Here is a 16664-nt window from a genome sequence, read left to right on the forward strand (position 1 = left end):
ACCGCAGTCAACTCGGTTTTTTATTGGAAATCGTCGCTGGCCTAATTGCTTATACATTCCAACCTAAAAAACCGAGCTTGAATTTACGGGATTGTGATATCGCTATTTTTAAACGAAGCTGAGGTTAAATAGGATTACAATAATTAAATTATTGCACTAGCTAATGACGATGTTTAGATACGAATCAATACCTTACTCATCGTAATATGTTTAGCTAAAAGAACTAGCGTCATTCCGTCTATAAAATTGACTTCTCGACCTGTACCATATTTAATCTCTCTGCTACTATTTCACATGCGTCAAGTAATGAATAGAATAAACTTTCTAATTCTGCTCGACTTCCAATAAGCAATTTTTGCTTTAGCGTATTCTCACATTCTTTTAGGTTTTGCGTATATTTAATAATACCAATGAGAATTTCGTTATCTCCATAGTATTCCAAAACCTGAGTTTTTTTTGTTGGGTAGAAACCACTTTTTAGGATTTGCAAAGGTCGTAAGCAACCGTGATCGGTGAGTTTCATCATCAGTCCAAGCATATAATGTGCCCGGTGTCCATATGTACCAGAAATCAGATAAGAACGAGCTATTTGCCTGATAGTAAATAGATTGTTGATAATGCCATATACATCACCTTTCAATGACGGTTTCATTTCTAAAGCAAGATTACCATAGACTCTCTTAGTTCCATTGATGAGCGCATATGCTCTGAAACTAGGATATTGGTGAATATTCGATTCACTATATACGGAGATGGATAAATCCTTGAACCTGGATTGCGTTGAGCGAATTGCTTCAAGGATAACTGTATCAACTTTATCCACAATAACAATAGAGTCTATATCTGAACCACTTCGCATATCACCCCGGGCAGCACTACCGTGGAGATAAAAAGCTAATAATCTATCTCCAATAAACTGCCTTAAAATAATAACCACTTGATCGATGAGGGGTTGTAATGAAAGAAGATAGTCTACTTTACCATGTGCTGGAACAATACGTGCCTCTGGGTACAAGTGCTGTAATAATGCCGAATAGTACTCCGCAATTTTACTTAACCGCGCCGCTGCATCACGGAAAATATTAATATCGGACAAAAGCTCTTCTTCGAACTTTTGCCAAGATGTATTGCAAGAGGTCAACCAATTAAGGTCTTCTATCGGCGCTTTCAAAACATACACGCTATCTTTGTGAATACAAGATAGTTCCGTCGATTCGAGCAGACGATATAGCCCAAATTCGGCGTAACGCATTGCCCAACCAAGCTGGCGTACTCCCCAAACGTGAGTCTTTGGCGTTAAGTTTCTGAGGTAGTAAAGACGCGCAATATGAGCAACGCTAAAAACTGCTTGTCTATATATATCAAGATTTCCTTTGATATTAGGGAGTACCACATCACTTATTTTTTCTGACCGTAAGAGCCAAGGATTCTTAGTAAATTGCCACATACAATGAGGCGGATAATACGATAACTCACTAATCGTAAGATAATTTAGGGTGAACTCAAAAAACTCCGCCTGAAGATATCTTAGCGATGTAATGCAATCTGTGACTAAATTGTCAGTTACAATCACGTAGAAATGCCTCACACACCGAGAAGAATAATCAGGTTGGCGGAGATATGAATCAGTTTCCACAATACCAAGGAGATTTTCTCCAAAAACTTCTAATGCGGACTGAATAAAATAGTCAGTTCTTGCGTCCATATAAATTTACTCTATAAGTATATCAAGTCTATAAATCATGCATCGAATCAAGCCACATGCTTTAATAGGTTATAGTCGTAAGCAACAGGGATCTCAATTAAAAACGGATTATTAAGAATGATATGCTTGTTCCAAGACTTTCGGAAGCTCTTCTGTTCCTACATGTCTATTCATTCTTAGTTGAATAAAACCGAACAATAGTACGGTTGCATGAGACAAGTAACCATTACCATCAATCCATGCAAAATTAATTAAAAAATTAAGAAAATACTTGGTGCACAAGTCGCCTATCAGCACAAGCGCACCTAGCAATACGGCAGATCAATCCATTGCAAGCTATAGTCCCGGTGCCTTCCACAATGAAGTTGTCAAACCATGATCGACCAACGTTAATTGATCAGCATATATCGCCTGCCAGTCCTGTTTAGCCTTTTGATACACTTCATAATGTTCAGGATTTGGCTGATATTCATGTTGCCAACGCACCAGTCTTTCTCCTGTCATCCCCATTGCATCATAAAGCCCAACCCCCACTCCGGCAGCAATTGCACACCCCAAAGCGGTCGATTCTTTAACCATCGGCACCCGAACCGGCAATCCTGTCACATCAGATAAAATCTGGCTCCATAATTTTCCTTTTGAACCACCACCAGCGAATACCAGTGAATCCGGTTTCACTGCGGAAAAAGCAGAAATCAGATCCAAGTTACAGGCCGAGACAATCGCTGCATTCTCTTCCAACGCACGAAATAGAGTCGCTTTATTGCATTTTTCAGGATCAATGGAAAGGTTAATAAAGGAAGGTGCGGCGTGATACCAAGCTTTAAACCGCATCACATCAGAGAAAATTGGCATGATACCGTAAGCGCCTGCCGGGACTCTGGCCGCCATATCCTCCAGTAAGCTATAAGTATCAACACCAAGACGCTCCGCCAATAGCTTTTCTTCCGCGCAAAATGCATCCCTAAACCAACGCATGGTTAAGCCAGTAAAGAAACTAATGGACTCCGCCTGAACCATACCGGGAATAACATGAGGATTTATCCGTGTATTCATATTTGGGTCAGTGACCGGTTCCGGCAAATTGACCACCTGCTGCCAAAATGTGCCACCAATCACGGCGGTCTGAGCTGGCTTGACCACACCTAAACCAAGGCAGCCTAGCTGTACATCACCACCACCCATAATGACCGGTGTGCCAACATTCAGTCCACATTGAGCAGCGGCTTTCTCAGTGACGTAACCTAGCAAGGTTCCCGTCTCTTTTACCGGCGAAAGAATATCGGAACGCAATCCTGCCATTTCCAGTAGATCGGGACGCCAATCACGGCTTACCAGATCCAGCATGCCTGTCGTACCAGCATTGGAGGGATCGACAGCCAATTCACCACTGAGCATATTTGCCAGCCAGTCGCTGATCATGGTTAAGGCCGTCGCCTGATGATAGATATCCGGGCGATGATGAGCCAACCATAACAGACGAGGCATTGCCCCCAAGGCTAATGTTTGCCCTGAACACTGATAAACATCATATTCAAAAGTGTTGTTATACAGCGCCTTCAATTCACTCACTTCATGGCTGGAACGCGCATCCACATTGGCACAAGCCCAGATCGGCTCACCATTGCGGTTATAAAGCACAATGCCTTCCCGCATGGAACAGGATGCCACCCCCTGAATAGCACTAGCGGGCAATTGTGCGGTTTTCAGCGCCTGGCGGATACATTGGCATGTAAGTTGCCAGTTCGTCGCTAAATCAAACTCCATTGAGCCCGGTACATCAGGTACAGGCTGATGTATCCATTCAGCCTGTCCTGCGGCGATCTGATTCCCTTCAAGATCAAATATCACTGCACGAACACTCCCTGTTCCTGCATCAAGCGCCATCAGATATTTTCCCGATGGATTAGCACTACGGCGTTGATTCATGATGCTATCCTCAGTTTAATTACTTTTTGAACTTATAGCTTTACCTCAAATTTTTTCTGCTTATTTCACGGATAGCGTCAATACAGGGTTCAACGCAGCAAATTCAGCATTGCTTTGGCAGTCTGTTCTTCCGTCACCAGTCCATTGATATATTGACCATTCAGCGCAGCAATAATGGCTTCCGCTTTCTCTTCCCCTCCCGCCACGCCAATCACTGTCGGGATGGTTTTTAGTTCCGGCATGGAGATACCAATCAGCTCTTGGTGAATCTGCATATCCTCCACCAGTTCACCATCAGCGCGCATAAAATAGCCAAGGATATCGCCCACCGCGCCTTTCCGGCCAAACATTAGCTGTTCACCACCACTGATATAACCAGAACGCATAATTGTCGCCTGTTGTTGCTGATTAACCGCACCGATACCAACGATAGCAATATCAGCCGCACAAGCCGCTAGCAAAACATCACGGACACTGCTCTCCTGACGGAATGTTTCAGCAACCTGAGCCGTGGAAGCACGTAATGGGGCGGGGATAATACTGATTGAACAAGCTGCATCCAGTTGACCAATACCGGTCATATAAGGACCGACACCACCGGATAATGTGACTAGCCTAATTTGTTGTGATGAGATAAAACCACTTAAATGTTGCAATGTGCACATGGTAGTTTCACCAAATCCCACTGCTAATAATTGCTGCGGTTCAATCAATGCCATCAGCAAATGTGCCGCACCAACCCCCAATCTGGCATTAAGATTCATATTCGCCAGCGCAGGTAAAACGCGTACCTGTTTCAAAGAGAAATGTTTTTGCAGGGTATCTTCCAGCTCCAGACACCCCTCATAACGAGAGTTAATTTGTACCCGAATGACACCTGATTGCCGACCTTTCTCCAGTAATCTGGAAACTTTTAACCGGCTCAAACCAAGCAAATCGCCGATGTCGCCTTGTGTCAGGCCATCGTGATAGTAAAACCATGCAATACGCGCAAGCAGCTCTTCTTCACTCATGCTATTACCCGGATAGGTGTCCTCAGACGATATATTTTTCTCTTTCACTGATTTTTCTTTCACTGATTTTATCGACATAACCACTTTCTTTTATCCGCACTCAACAGATAACCATTAAAACGTATAACACGCCAGAGTCTTACCGCAAAAATTTGAACACAATGCAATTAATATGCAAATTTTTCACAAAGTGTGATCTAAATATTGCCAATATCACAGTTTAACAGCTACCATGTTGAACAATTGTTTTTTAAATAGATAAATGTTCATTTTATTTGCCTCCGCACCTGTATGTAAGAGGATGCCGCGATGTTACATAACAACACCGCAGTACCACCGCTATTAGAAGTCAGTGGCATCAGTAAGCAGTTTTCCGGCGTAATGGTACTGAAACATATTGATTTTACTCTGCTTCCGGGGCAGATACATGCTCTGTTAGGGGGTAATGGCGCGGGCAAATCAACACTGATGAAGATTATTGCCGGTATCGAACAGCCGGATAAAGGCATTCTCAAGATTAGCGGTCATCATGTTAGCCATCTTAATCCCACTAAAGCCCATCAATTCGGTATTTATCTGATACCACAAGAACCATTGCTATTTCCGAATTTGTCTGTGCAGGAAAACATCCTGTTTCGTTTGCCAAAGCATCAGGTAGATAAGCCTAAAATGAAGCAGCTACTGGCATTACTTGGCTGTCAATTAGATCTACATGTCAGTGCTAGCAACCTTAATGTTGCCGATCAGCAACTGGTCGAAATTATGCGTGGCCTGATGCGTAATTCGAAAATCTTAATCCTTGATGAACCAACCGCCTCCCTGACACCAGCAGAAACCGAACGCCTATTTACCCAGCTCCGCGAGTTACAACAGCAAGGCGTCGGCATCATTTTTATCTCTCACAAGATCCCTGAAATTTACCAATTAGCGGATCAGGTCAGTGTCATGCGTGACGGTAGTATTGCTTTAAGTGGCAAAATCCACGATTACACAACCAATGACATTATTCAGGCCATTACACCCGTCGCGAAAAATCAGCCATTAAATGGCACCCCAAAATTGGGTCTGGATCTCGGAAATAACCAGCACCAAACAGCGCCAGATCGACCAATACTGACAGTCACAAAACTGAGCGGCGAGGGTTTCAGCAATATCACATTCTCAGTAAAACCGGGTGAAATTCTTGGCTTGGCCGGGGTTGTCGGCGCAGGCCGTACAGAACTGGCTGAAACACTTTATGGCCTGCGCCCTGCGATATCCGGTGAAATCAAGTTAAAACAACATGCTGTCAATGGGCTAAAAACCGCTCAACGTCTGGCTCAAGGTTTGGTTTATTTGCCGGAAGATCGGCAATCATCAGGGTTATTTCTGGATTCATCACTCGGCTGGAATATCTGCTCTCTAACCCACAACCACAATACATTCTGGATACGCCCTGCCTACGATACCGCGGTACTTGAACGCTATTGCCAAGTCCTGAATATCAAATTCAACCATATCAACCAACCGATCAAAACACTGTCCGGCGGTAATCAACAAAAAATTCTGATTGCTAAATGTCTGGAAGCTCACCCCGCCGTCCTGATTATTGATGAACCTACACGTGGTGTGGATGTCGCGGCACGCAATGATATTTATCAACTGATTCGCCATATCGCCCAACAGCAAGTAGCCATTATTTTTATTTCATCGGATCTGGATGAGGTGGTTCACATGGCTGATCGGGTATTAGTCATGCATCAGGGCGAAATCAATGGCGAATTAACTAAGCAACAGATGGATGTTGACACCATTATGCATATCGCCTTCGGCGAACATAAACCACAACAGGCGGCATCATGTTGAAACTTATCCAGAATAACCGCGAAATTACCGCATTGATTGCCATTCTCGGTCTATTTGGCTTACTCAGTATCATCGACCACCAGTACTTTAGCTTACACACTGTCACCCTCGTTTTTAGCAGTGCGCAGATCCTTATCTTGCTTGCTATAGGGGCAACACTGGTCATGCTGACTCGCAATATTGATGTCTCTGTCGGTTCCATTGTCGGCTTATGCGCAGTCATTATGGGAATGTCATTGAATGCCGGTTTTGGCCTGCCGGTTTCCTGCCTGTTGACTCTTCTGCTCGGTATGTGTGCCGGGTTCATCAATGGCGCACTGGTCGCCTGGCTGAAAATTCCCGCGATTGTTACCACCCTCGGTACCTTGGGGCTCTACCGCGGCCTGATGTTATTGCTTACTGACGGTAAATGGATTGAAGGCTTGCCGGACGAATTAAAGCGCCTTTCCGCACCTTTATGGCTCAATATCTCACCTATCGGCTGGCTGTTAATGATCCTGATATTAACAGTGGCGTGGATACTAGCAAAAACCACATTTGGCCGGAGCTTTTACGCCACCGGAGACAACCTGCAAGGCGCTCGTCAACTGGGCGTTCGTACAGATAGCATTCAAATTATCGCTTTCTCCGTGAATGGCGTCATGGCAGCACTGGCCGGGATTGTTTTTGCCTCCCAGATCGGTTTTATTCCGAATCAGACCGGCAGTGGGCTGGAAATGAGAGCTATCGCCGCTTGTGTGCTAGGAGGCGTCAGTCTGCTCGGCGGCACTGGTACAGTGATCGGCGCTATTTTAGGCGCATTTTTCCTGACACAGATAAACAGCGGATTAGTACTGCTAAAACTCCCTGCCTGGTGGAATGATTTTATTGCCGGATTTGTTCTGCTGGCGGTATTGATTTTTGATGGACGCCTTCGTTGTGCCATCGAAAAAAATATCCGACAACAGAAATATGCCCGTTTCCTCAAAAATGACAAAAGTAATCAGGTGACATAATGAGTATCGGTCAACGTTATGGTTGGGAATTCACCTTAGCCGCATTACTGATTATTGAAATTCTGCTATTTGGCATAGCAAACTCGCGCATGCTGGATATCAATATATTGTTGCTGAGTACCAGTGATTTTATCTGTATCGGGATTGTGGCCTTGCCACTGACGATGGTTATTGTGAGTGGCGGCATCGATATTTCATTCGGTTCAACCATTGGTCTGTGCGCGATATCGCTCGGAGTGATGAATCAGGCCGGTATTCCAATGGCTGCCGCTATTCCTTTGACACTACTGGTCGGTGCGATATGTGGAATAATCAATGCGGCGCTGATTTTATATACCGGCATTAACCCATTAGTTATCACACTCGGCACCCTATATCTGTTCGGTGGCAGTGCCCTGCTGCTTTCCGGCATCTCCGGTGCAACCGGTTACGAAGGTATTGGCGGCTTTCCACCAGCATTGACTGATTTCGCTAATTTGACTTTATTTGGCCTGCCTATGCCATTGATGCTATTTCTACTTTGTGTCCTTATTTGCTGGCTATTCATGCATCGTACCCACAGTGGACGCAATATTTTTCTGATTGGACAAAGCAGTAAAGTTGCCCGTTACGCAGCAATTCCCATTGCCCGGACACTGTATCTTCTCTATTCCCTGACCGGCATAGCTTCTGCTATCGCCGCCATTGTATTAGTTTCCTATTTTGGATCAGCTCGCTCTGACCTTGGCGCGTCATTTCTGATGCCGGCAATCACCGCAGTAGTATTGGGCGGAGCCAATATTTACGGTGGTTCTGGTTCAATCATCGGCACCGCGCTGGCTATATTATTAATTGGTTATTTACAACAGGGGTTACTGATGGCTGGCGTCCCCAATCAGGTCGCCAGTGCCCTCGCCGGTGCCCTGTTGATTATTGCCGTGGTAGGACGTTCCATCAGCCTGCACCACCACCAAATCCGTGACTGGATACAGCGATGGCGAAATCAGAGATTGTCTTCATAAACTTACAGATTGAATTTTATGACATTACAACCCCTCTGAAACCCAACAAATGGAGAGAGTAATGAAAACATTAATCCTGAAAAAACTGGCTCTAATTAGCCTATTAAGTCTGGCTTGCGCCTCTTGGGTACACGCCGCCGAAAGAATCGCTTTCATCCCTAAACTGGTCGGTGTCGGCTTTTTTACCAGTGGCGGCCAAGGTGCGGTAGCCGCCGGGAAAACCTTGGGTGTCAATGTGACCTATGATGGGCCAACAGAACCCAGTGTTGCCGGGCAAGTTCAACTTATCAACAACTTTGTGAACCAAGGCTATAACGCTATTGTGGTCTCTGCGGTTTCACCGGATGGCCTATGCCCTGCGTTGAAACGGGCCATGCAACGAGGTGTGAAAATTCTAACCTGGGATTCAGACACTTCGCCGGAATGTCGTTCTATCTATATTAACCAAGGAACGCCGAACCAACTGGGCGGAATGCTGGTGGATATGGCTGCCAATCAGGTGCAAAAAAAGCAAGCCAAGATCGCCTTTTTCTACTCCAGCCCAACGGTAACTGACCAGAACCAATGGGTAAAAGAAGCCAAAGATAAAATTGCCACGGAACATCCGGGTTGGGAAATTGTTACCACCCAGTTTGGTTATAACGATGCAACCAAATCCTTACAAACCGCGGAAGGGATCTTAAAAGCCTGGAGTGATCTGGACGCCATTATTGCCCCAGATGCCAATGCCCTGCCAGCCGCGGCACAAGCGGCGGAAAATCTGAAACGACAAGATGTTGCAATCGTGGGTTTCAGCACCCCCAATGTCATGCGCCCTTATGTTGAACGCGGAACCGTCAAGCAATTCGGGCTCTGGGATGTGGTCAACCAAGGCAAAATATCAATTCATGTCGCCAATCAATTACTCAAGAAAGGTGATTTAAATGTCGGCGATAAACTAGATATTCCCGATATTGGTATTGTTGAAGTGGTGCCAAACCGCGTTCAAGGCTACCGCTATGAAGCTAAAGGAAACGGTATTGTTGTTCTGCCTGAACGGGTTATTTTCACCAAAGACAATATCAATCAATACGATTTCTAATACTACGGCCCAGCAATCTCTGCCATGCATGGTTGCTGGCCCAATGTCAGTGAGTTAGGAGAAGAAAAATGGCAGATTTAGATGATATTAAAGATGGTAAAGATTTTGGTATTGATATCCCGCAGAAGAACAGCCTGTTTGAACTGAAAGGCTGTGGCGCACTGGATTGGGGAATGCAATCACGACTTTCACGCATTTTTAATCCTAAAACCAATCGAACGGTTATGCTGGCTTTCGACCACGGTTATTTTCAGGGGCCAACAACCGGGCTTGAACGCATTGATATCAATATTGCTCCGCTGTTTCCCCATACCGATGTCTTGATGTGTACCCGCGGTATTCTGCGTAGTCAGGTTCCACCCGCGACCAACAAACCCGTGGTCTTGCGGGCCTCCGGTGCCAACTCGATTCTGACGGAGCTGTCTAATGAGGCAGTCGCGGTTGCGATGGAAGATGCTTTACGCCTGAATGTCTGCGCGGTAGCCGCTCAGGTCTATATCGGCTCTGAATATGAGCATCAATCAATTAAGAACATTATCAAATTAGTCGATCAGGGAATGCGTTACGGCATGCCAACAATGGCAGTCACCGGCGTTGGGAAAGATATGGTTCGGGATCAACGTTATTTTTCTCTGGCGACGCGCATTGCGGCCGAAATGGGCGCACAAATCATTAAAACTTACTATGTCGATACTGGCTTTGAGCGTATTGCCAGCGGATGTCCAGTTCCTATTGTGATTGCCGGTGGTAAAAAGTTACCAGAAAAAGAGGCTCTGGAAATGTGTTACCAGGCTATTGATCAAGGGGCTGCCGGTGTTGATATGGGACGTAATATTTTCCAATCCGAAGCACCGGTTGCCATGTTAAAAGCGGTTCAAGCCGTCGTACATCAGAATGAGAGTGCCAACAAAGCTTACGAGTTATTTTTAAGTGAAAAACAATAAGGAGAATCGAGATGCACGTAACTTTGGTTGAAATTAATGTTAAGCAAGACAAATTAGACGAATTTATTGAAGTTTTTCGCCTTAATCATTTGGGATCAATTAAAGAAGCAGGCAATTTACGTTTTGATGTATTACGGGATGAAAATATCCCTACCCGCTTTTATATTTATGAAGCCTATGTTGATGAAAACGCGGCTAACATACACAAGCAAACCCCTCATTATCTGAAATGTGTCGAACAACTCGAATCCCTGATGTCTGAACCAAGGAAAAAGAGATCGTTTATTGGTGTGATGCCAGAAATAAAATAAATATACCCGCCATCTTTCAAGTTGCCTCTTTGTTGGCTGCACTCACTCACCCCGGTCACATAGTTACCTATGCTGCCGGGGATTCGTTCCCTTGCCGTCGCGATGCATCTTGAAATCCATAGGGTATAAAACGCTTCAATATAACGATAAAATACAACTTCGTTTAAATCACTAAATTATCCGGGATAGGATATTCTGCCCGGGGGTTTTAAGCTCCTTGTAATTCTTGGTCTTTTTTCTTAACCATGAACACCCCTTTCCAGTTCTTCCCTAGCAGCAATAAGTACTTGCTCTGGCATTGTTCTCAAAACTTCTTTGGGTTTTTTGTTACCTAACCAACTATTATGCGAACCAAACCAAACAGCCAATCCCCAAGAGGTCTTTTTATTACCAAATAACGTGATTATTTTCTTAACAATATCAAGCGGTTTGAAATCTTCATTCAAAGCATATTGAGGAAAATAATCTTTACCATCAATCGTAATCGCAAAAATCTTATTACTATTTTTCCATCTGTTTGGCCCTGAGCTCTTATTACTGGATTTAAACCCGTACCCCTCTGAAACAGCCATCGAGGTTAACCAGATTGAATCTGATAGGATTAATTCCTTTAAAGCCTTTCGACGTGCTGAAAAGCGAGCATCACGATCTTGCTCATGTTCAGATGATAGTTTCCTAACAGAATTATCTGCCTTTATCTTATTAAATCCTTTCTTTTTGGGTCGAATCTCAAGCTCTGCTTTCTGATTCACTTTTTTATCGGCCTTAAGTACAGAGAACCGCGTTTGAGTTTCGTTGCCATCTCAGTAGCAACCTGATTCATATCCAAACCTTCACCAGTAAAATTAGCTGGAATGTTTTTTAACTCAGTTGTCCCTCGTTTAGCAAACTCAACAAAATTAATAATCTCTTCATACATATGTGCAGGCACAGCATAAAACTGGATCTGATTGTTTGATGAGACAGCAATAGCATCTCCTTGGGCTTCCGCCAATGCCGCGCTAGGATTGGCTTTGAACTTGCTTATCGGTATGGTGTAACCACACATAACCTTCTGTAACATATACATATAGAATACCTCCACTGAACGCTGCCATATATAGCTCTAAATATAGAGCTATATTCGGATACCACTAACATCTCGTAGATTAATAAATTATTAATTTACAGGGTTCTCATAATAAACCAGTACACTCTGATCATATTTTTACTTCTGAGGACTATACTGTGAAGTAGTATATATTTGCAACCAGAGGGACTCATGCGGCATCAATATTCCTTATTCCCCTCTACGTTCTTTCTCTATAAACCTCTATTCATATTTATCCCCCCAAGAATAACGCTACATTCTCCTTGCCTATCACTAAAATCAACAAGTAATAATTCCCAACAAAATCTCTCAAAGTCAAAATCTGCATTACTGAATATCGTGTTAATAATACCGATATCGTCAATAAACAATTGCTTTAAAACCAACCAAAAAGATTGACTTTTAATCAAATTTCGCTATTTTTGAGGAATGGAAAGAGCCTTGATCAGCATTCTCCTCTTTGATACTAACTTAGGATATTTCAAAATGCTCTCCAAACAGGCAAGCATACTTATGTTTTACCTTCTTGGCAGCATGACGAAAGTTAGAAGAAAGAGAGATGAGTCTGAAAACAAAACTACTTTCTTATCTACATCATTCATACCAATGACATAGGAGTAAATATATTTTGGCTGACTTAATCTATCTGACGATAAAAGGAAAAAATCAGGGACTCATCTCTGCGGGTTGTTCATCAATTGACTCGATTGGTAATAAATACCAAGTTAACCATCAAGATGAAATTCTGGTTTACGGTTTGAGCCACTCAATGTTACGTAAGAAAAACGTTAAACATCAACCGGTGATAATTAGAAAACCCATTGATAAATCAACACCTCTGTTAGGTGTTGCAATTTCCAATAATGAAGTAATGGATTGTTTTATTAACCATTATCGGACAAGTTTAAATGGAGGATTAGAATTATATTTTAATTTAAAGCTAATCGGAGCTCAAATATTGGAATACAGTGTACTCCATCCTAACTCTTTAGAAAATAATGACCAGCAACCTCAAGAAACGCTATCGTTAATATATAAAAGTATAACGTGGAACCATATTATCGCAGGGACCGGCGGTTATAGTATATGGGAAGATACGGTATATTAACTCTCAATAAAATACCACCTCCCAAACGGGAGGTATTTAGATAAACCTCAAAATAAATTTCACTCTATAATCCATCAAATAAATATCAATTATTTTCTTTTTTTTTACTATCAGGTTTATTCATAGTAAGAAGACAAGAATATGCAATTGCAAAAAACAAAGCACCAAACCGGATTGATCTATAATCATAAATACTAAAATAATGTGGAAATATATATACCAATACACCACCATTTACAGCAATATTATGCTGAACAGTATTAACAACCACAAAAATAACAGTAAAAAGCACCGCTCGAATATAACCCCTTACATATCCCCTCAGCTTAAACAGTACAATAAGCACGAAAATAGACATTGCGTAATAAATAATTACAAAAAAGATATTATAATTGGATAACGTTATACCATCACTCATCTTTTTCACCATTATCTCTGTTTTCTTTTTCTTTACTATAGGGTTTATCCATAATAAGAAGACAAGGATATAAAAATACAAAACCCCAAGAGCCATACTTAATTGAATCATAATCGTAAATACTAAAATAATGTGGGAATATATATACCAGCACACCACCATTTACACAAATACTAAATTGAGCAGTACTAACAACCACAATAATAACAGTAAAAATCACCTCTCGAATATAGCCTCTTACATATCCACTCAGCTTAAACAGTACAATAAGCACGAAAATAGATATTGCGTAATAAATAATTACAAAAAAGACATTGTAATAGGATAACGTCACATCATCATTCATTTTTTTCACCATTATTTCCATTTTGCTTTTCTCTTTCCTCACGATAAAATTTGCTCACAGGCATCAGACAGCAATATACAATAAAGAAAAACAAAGCACCAAACCGAATTGAGCTATAATCATAAATATTAAAATAATGTGGACATATATATATCAGAACATCGCCATTTAATAAAATATTATATTGAATAACAGTAAAAACCAAAAAAATAATAGTAAAAACAACCGCTTGAATATAAATTTTTACGTACCCCCTCAACTTAAAAAGTACAACAAGCACGAAAATAGACATTGTGTAATAAATAATTACAAAAAAGACATTATAATAGGATAACGTCACGTCATTATTCATCTTTCTCACCTTTAGAAATCGAATAAATACTGAAACTAGTCACCATATCACCAATAAGTTCAGCAAGCAAAGGTACTTTTCCCATCTCTTGCCACCCTCTGATATAATCAGTTTTTATATATCTAAATAAACGAAAAGTTCCGGGCCTCACAACAGATCTTGCCATTCCGTACCCAGACAATCCCAGATCTACATAGCCGTAAACTCTATCACCATCAGCTTCACTATAACCAAGCGTTTTAGCCGCATCACGATAAACATCCCTTACCGGACCTGAAACCTCTTTTCTTAATAACAGGTAATACCCATTCTCATAAACATTATTTCCTCCCTGTATCATTAGAGGTACACCAAAACCCGCACAAGCTGCACCAAGAGAGGCCACGCATACGCCAAAACCTGCAAAGATTTGAGAACCACCACTAACAAAACCAACTTGTTTCAAAAATAAATTGATTATTTCATCCTTTTTTTCTTTTTGAACAATCATATATAGCTGGCTATCATTCATTAACAGGTCAAATTCCTGTCTCTTCAGGTTATCTATTTCATCTTGCAGGATTGCAATACCACCATCAACAGACAAGCAATTTGTACCTATCTCATGATTAACCGTTCTGATGAGTTCATTTATTTCAAAAAGGAAACGACACCTACTTCTAGCATCAGAAAGATATCTAAAATTAAGCTTGGATGATATCTCATGTAATTCTTTAATTTTGAGTTCTAAATAATACAAACTCTGTCTTGATGAAAATGCCATGTTAAACCTCTATAACTCGTTAATTTTGACTCATACGATCCCCAAACAATGTGATAACCATTCCATGATCCTGTCCAAAAGAACATTGTAAACCCTTAGTCTTAGAATGCTGATTCTAAACTCCAATGGATAACCGTTATATAAAAAAGTCCTCATCCACGGCTGAATCAGATAGCTATGATTTGGTCCCACATGATCCTAATTCCTAACAACACCTATTAAAGCACTCCAATATCGAGAAATGTTTTTCCATAGCGAATACCCAGATTATCTGGGTCATACAATATCTTTACGACTTCTATCAAACCAAACCCATTAAATCACAATAATAGAACAATAAATAGTCTTTTCTTCCCCAGATATTCTATCTTCTAAATACTAACCATTATTCAAACCTAATTTTTAACCTTACTTAAACACTATCTATTCTTCAACAATAACAATTATATCCCCATAGAGTTTCTCATCCCTAAAGAATCCGGTTATTTTCATTAATAAGATCAATAGGATTAAAATCTTCATACTCTTTTTACTACCTAATGCGCTTTCAATTCATTGCCCTGCTATGTGCTATTATTTTCTTCCTTACACGATTAGAGCTTCATTTAAAATAATGTTTCTCACATCGGCTTAATGCCAAAATCAGCAAGATCAGTCAGGCAATGTCTCTTATGTTTAGGCATAGTGCTCTCTAATTGGAGGATGCAATGCACAATGATAAAACTGACGCCTACGTCAAACGATTCAATCAGGTATTTCATTATATTGAGCGCCATTTGGATGAGCCACTCACATTGGAACAACTGAGTGAGGTAGCGAATTTTTCGCGTTATCACTTTCACAGACAGTTTGCCAATTACTGCGGTATACCTGTAGGACGCTATATCCAATTAATGCGATTAAAGCGTGCTTCCTACCGCCTGGCATTCAATCCGCTAGAAAAAATCATCGATATTGCGTTGGACGCCGGTTTTCAAAACCCGGAATCATTCAGTCGGGCCTTCAAGCAATCATTTGGTCTGACACCAAGCCAATTCCGAAAACAACCGGCTTGGATAAATTGGCACCAATGTATTCCTGAACAAAAACATATAAGGAGACAAACCATGAATGTAAAAATTGTTAATTTTCCAGAAACACGTGTTGCCATATTGCCCCATCATGGTCAACCCGAATTGATCAATGCAACCGCTGCACGTTTTATCGAATGGCGTAAAACCACAGGACTGTCGCCGGTTATTAGCAGTCAAACCTACGGTATTGCTCCACACGATCCAGCAACAATAAAAGGAGAAGATTTCCGCTTTGATATTTGCGGTACAGTAGTCACGCCAATCCAAGAGAATAATCGGTTCGGAGTGACTAACGGCACCATACCCGGTGGACGCTGTGCCGTGGCTCGTCATTATGGTTCACATGATTCTTTATCGGAAAGTGCGCGATATTTGTATCGCGACTGGCTACCTGCCAGCGGGGAAGAACTGCGCGATTTCCCACTGTACTTTCATTACCTTAACTTTGTGCATGAAGTCGCTACACACGAATTACTGACGGATATTTACTTACCGCTTAAATAGAGTGGTGCTTGTGTCTCCAAGCACATATTTTACGGCATGTTATTAACACGTTTCCGAAAAAATAGCGTGGTCATATTGGAGGATGACCACCAGCCACCCTCCAGCTCTTCATCAATAATCAATAAAAATGTACAGCCTCATTAATTTTTACTCAGATTAATTTAGATAATTCTTTTCGGGCTATTC

Annotated in this window: 17 protein-coding genes and 1 pseudogene; 9 read left to right on the forward strand and 9 right to left on the reverse strand. The window is 41.8% G+C overall.

From position 1 onward, the window contains the following. Positions 1-122, forward strand: a pseudogene (locus tag EAE91_RS25075) (IS982 family transposase); the annotation flags it as partial. A gap of 116 nt (positions 123-238) precedes the next feature. Here EAE91_RS25075 and EAE91_RS18975 read toward each other — a convergent pair. The 3 genes from EAE91_RS18975 to lsrR form a co-directional block, all read right to left on the reverse strand. Beyond that, on the reverse strand, positions 239-1705 hold the full coding sequence (locus EAE91_RS18975; RefSeq protein WP_214089850.1) for a nucleotidyltransferase domain-containing protein: 1467 nt from the start codon (positions 1703-1705) through the stop codon (positions 239-241). Positions 1706-2041: 336 nt separating this feature from the next. Continuing rightward, complete coding sequence (gene lsrK, locus EAE91_RS18980) at positions 2042-3634, reverse strand: autoinducer-2 kinase (protein ID WP_214089851.1); 1593 nt, start codon at positions 3632-3634, stop codon at positions 2042-2044. Between the two features lie 89 nt (positions 3635-3723). Beyond that, positions 3724-4725, reverse strand: coding sequence for a transcriptional regulator LsrR (gene lsrR, locus EAE91_RS18985; protein ID WP_214089852.1), 1002 nt, complete (start codon positions 4723-4725; stop codon positions 3724-3726). A gap of 231 nt (positions 4726-4956) precedes the next feature. Between lsrR and lsrA the strand changes: the two genes are divergently transcribed. The 6 genes from lsrA (at position 4957) to lsrG (ending at position 10824) form a co-directional block, all read left to right on the forward strand. After that, the gene (gene lsrA / locus EAE91_RS18990) at positions 4957-6492 is read left to right on the forward strand and encodes an autoinducer 2 ABC transporter ATP-binding protein LsrA (RefSeq protein WP_214089853.1); all 1536 of its coding nucleotides are present in this window, start codon (positions 4957-4959) and stop codon (positions 6490-6492) included. After that, positions 6486-7487 carry an autoinducer 2 ABC transporter permease LsrC gene (gene lsrC, locus EAE91_RS18995; RefSeq protein ID WP_214089854.1) on the forward strand — a complete coding sequence of 334 codons (1002 nt, stop codon included), beginning with the start codon at positions 6486-6488 and terminating at the stop codon, positions 7485-7487. Before lsrA ends, lsrC begins: the two co-directional genes overlap by 7 nt. Next, complete coding sequence (gene lsrD, locus EAE91_RS19000; RefSeq protein ID WP_214089855.1) at positions 7487-8488, forward strand: autoinducer 2 ABC transporter permease LsrD; 1002 nt, start codon at positions 7487-7489, stop codon at positions 8486-8488. The genes lsrC and lsrD overlap by 1 nt, the downstream gene beginning before the upstream one ends. A 61-nt stretch (positions 8489-8549) precedes the next feature. Next, on the forward strand, positions 8550-9569 hold the full coding sequence (gene lsrB / locus EAE91_RS19005) for an autoinducer 2 ABC transporter substrate-binding protein LsrB (RefSeq protein WP_214089856.1): 1020 nt from the start codon (positions 8550-8552) through the stop codon (positions 9567-9569). A gap of 68 nt (positions 9570-9637) precedes the next feature. After that, positions 9638-10513 (forward strand): 3-hydroxy-5-phosphonooxypentane-2,4-dione thiolase, encoded by an 876-nt coding sequence (lsrF, locus tag EAE91_RS19010; protein WP_214089857.1) that lies wholly within the window; start codon positions 9638-9640, stop codon positions 10511-10513. A gap of 11 nt (positions 10514-10524) precedes the next feature. Further along, entirely contained in the window at positions 10525-10824 is a 300-nt protein-coding gene (gene lsrG, locus EAE91_RS19015; RefSeq protein WP_214052881.1) for a (4S)-4-hydroxy-5-phosphonooxypentane-2,3-dione isomerase, read from the forward strand. A gap of 239 nt (positions 10825-11063) precedes the next feature. Here lsrG and EAE91_RS19020 read toward each other — a convergent pair whose 3' ends face one another. Both EAE91_RS19020 and EAE91_RS19025 read right to left on the reverse strand, forming a co-directional pair. Further along, entirely contained in the window at positions 11064-11576 is a 513-nt protein-coding gene (locus EAE91_RS19020; protein ID WP_214089858.1) for a hypothetical protein, read from the reverse strand. Next, on the reverse strand, positions 11573-11893 hold the full coding sequence (locus EAE91_RS19025; RefSeq protein ID WP_244868937.1) for an antitoxin of toxin-antitoxin stability system: 321 nt from the start codon (positions 11891-11893) through the stop codon (positions 11573-11575). The genes EAE91_RS19020 and EAE91_RS19025 overlap by 4 nt, the downstream gene beginning before the upstream one ends. 649 nt (positions 11894-12542) lie before the next feature. Between EAE91_RS19025 and EAE91_RS19030 the strand changes: the two genes are divergently transcribed. Continuing rightward, entirely contained in the window at positions 12543-13022 is a 480-nt protein-coding gene (locus tag EAE91_RS19030; RefSeq protein WP_011147363.1) for an Hcp family type VI secretion system effector, read from the forward strand. 85 nt (positions 13023-13107) lie between these two features. Here the strand turns inward: EAE91_RS19030 and EAE91_RS19035 are convergent, their stop codons facing one another. From EAE91_RS19035 to EAE91_RS19050, 4 genes are read right to left on the reverse strand one after another with little or no spacing between them, the layout of a single operon-like run. Then, entirely contained in the window at positions 13108-13440 is a 333-nt protein-coding gene (locus tag EAE91_RS19035) for a hypothetical protein (RefSeq protein ID WP_214089859.1), read from the reverse strand. Then, positions 13433-13786, reverse strand: coding sequence for a hypothetical protein (locus EAE91_RS19040; protein WP_214089860.1), 354 nt, complete (start codon positions 13784-13786; stop codon positions 13433-13435). The genes EAE91_RS19035 and EAE91_RS19040 overlap by 8 nt, the downstream gene beginning before the upstream one ends. Further along, positions 13779-14138 carry a hypothetical protein gene (locus EAE91_RS19045; RefSeq protein ID WP_214089861.1) on the reverse strand — a complete coding sequence of 120 codons (360 nt, stop codon included), beginning with the start codon at positions 14136-14138 and terminating at the stop codon, positions 13779-13781. The genes EAE91_RS19040 and EAE91_RS19045 overlap by 8 nt, the downstream gene beginning before the upstream one ends. After that, positions 14131-14901, reverse strand: coding sequence for a DUF4225 domain-containing protein (locus EAE91_RS19050; protein WP_214089862.1), 771 nt, complete (start codon positions 14899-14901; stop codon positions 14131-14133). Before EAE91_RS19050 ends, EAE91_RS19045 begins: the two co-directional genes overlap by 8 nt. Before the next feature lie 707 nt (positions 14902-15608). Between EAE91_RS19050 and EAE91_RS19055 the strand changes: the two genes are divergently transcribed. Next, entirely contained in the window at positions 15609-16478 is an 870-nt protein-coding gene (locus EAE91_RS19055) for an AraC family transcriptional regulator (protein ID WP_214089863.1), read from the forward strand. Positions 16479-16664: the final 186 nt, after the last annotated feature.

The organism is Photorhabdus noenieputensis, from assembly GCF_018448935.1.
GTDB lineage: Bacteria > Pseudomonadota > Gammaproteobacteria > Enterobacterales > Enterobacteriaceae > Photorhabdus > Photorhabdus noenieputensis.

Excerpts from the sequence above, each read along its gene's own strand:
- EAE91_RS19055 (WP_214089863.1), top strand. The coding sequence starts at position 15,609 with ATGCACAATGATAAAACTGACGCCTACGTCAAACGATTCAATCAGGTA.
- lsrK (WP_214089851.1), bottom strand. The coding sequence starts at position 3,634 with ATGAATCAACGCCGTAGTGCTAATCCATCGGGAAAATATCTGATGGCG.
- lsrF (WP_214089857.1), top strand. The coding sequence starts at position 9,638 with ATGGCAGATTTAGATGATATTAAAGATGGTAAAGATTTTGGTATTGAT.
- lsrR (WP_214089852.1), bottom strand. The coding sequence starts at position 4,725 with ATGTCGATAAAATCAGTGAAAGAAAAATCAGTGAAAGAGAAAAATATA.
- lsrC (WP_214089854.1), top strand. The coding sequence starts at position 6,486 with ATGTTGAAACTTATCCAGAATAACCGCGAAATTACCGCATTGATTGCC.
- EAE91_RS19035 (WP_214089859.1), bottom strand. The coding sequence starts at position 13,440 with ATGAGTGATGGTATAACGTTATCCAATTATAATATCTTTTTTGTAATT.
- EAE91_RS19040 (WP_214089860.1), bottom strand. The coding sequence starts at position 13,786 with ATGAATGATGATGTGACGTTATCCTATTACAATGTCTTTTTTGTAATT.
- EAE91_RS19025 (WP_244868937.1), bottom strand. The coding sequence starts at position 11,893 with ATGTATATGTTACAGAAGGTTATGTGTGGTTACACCATACCGATAAGC.
- EAE91_RS19045 (WP_214089861.1), bottom strand. The coding sequence starts at position 14,138 with ATGAATAATGACGTGACGTTATCCTATTATAATGTCTTTTTTGTAATT.
- lsrB (WP_214089856.1), top strand. The coding sequence starts at position 8,550 with ATGAAAACATTAATCCTGAAAAAACTGGCTCTAATTAGCCTATTAAGT.
- EAE91_RS18975 (WP_214089850.1), bottom strand. The coding sequence starts at position 1,705 with ATGGACGCAAGAACTGACTATTTTATTCAGTCCGCATTAGAAGTTTTT.
- lsrD (WP_214089855.1), top strand. The coding sequence starts at position 7,487 with ATGAGTATCGGTCAACGTTATGGTTGGGAATTCACCTTAGCCGCATTA.
- EAE91_RS19050 (WP_214089862.1), bottom strand. The coding sequence starts at position 14,901 with ATGGCATTTTCATCAAGACAGAGTTTGTATTATTTAGAACTCAAAATT.
- lsrG (WP_214052881.1), top strand. The coding sequence starts at position 10,525 with ATGCACGTAACTTTGGTTGAAATTAATGTTAAGCAAGACAAATTAGAC.
- lsrA (WP_214089853.1), top strand. The coding sequence starts at position 4,957 with ATGTTACATAACAACACCGCAGTACCACCGCTATTAGAAGTCAGTGGC.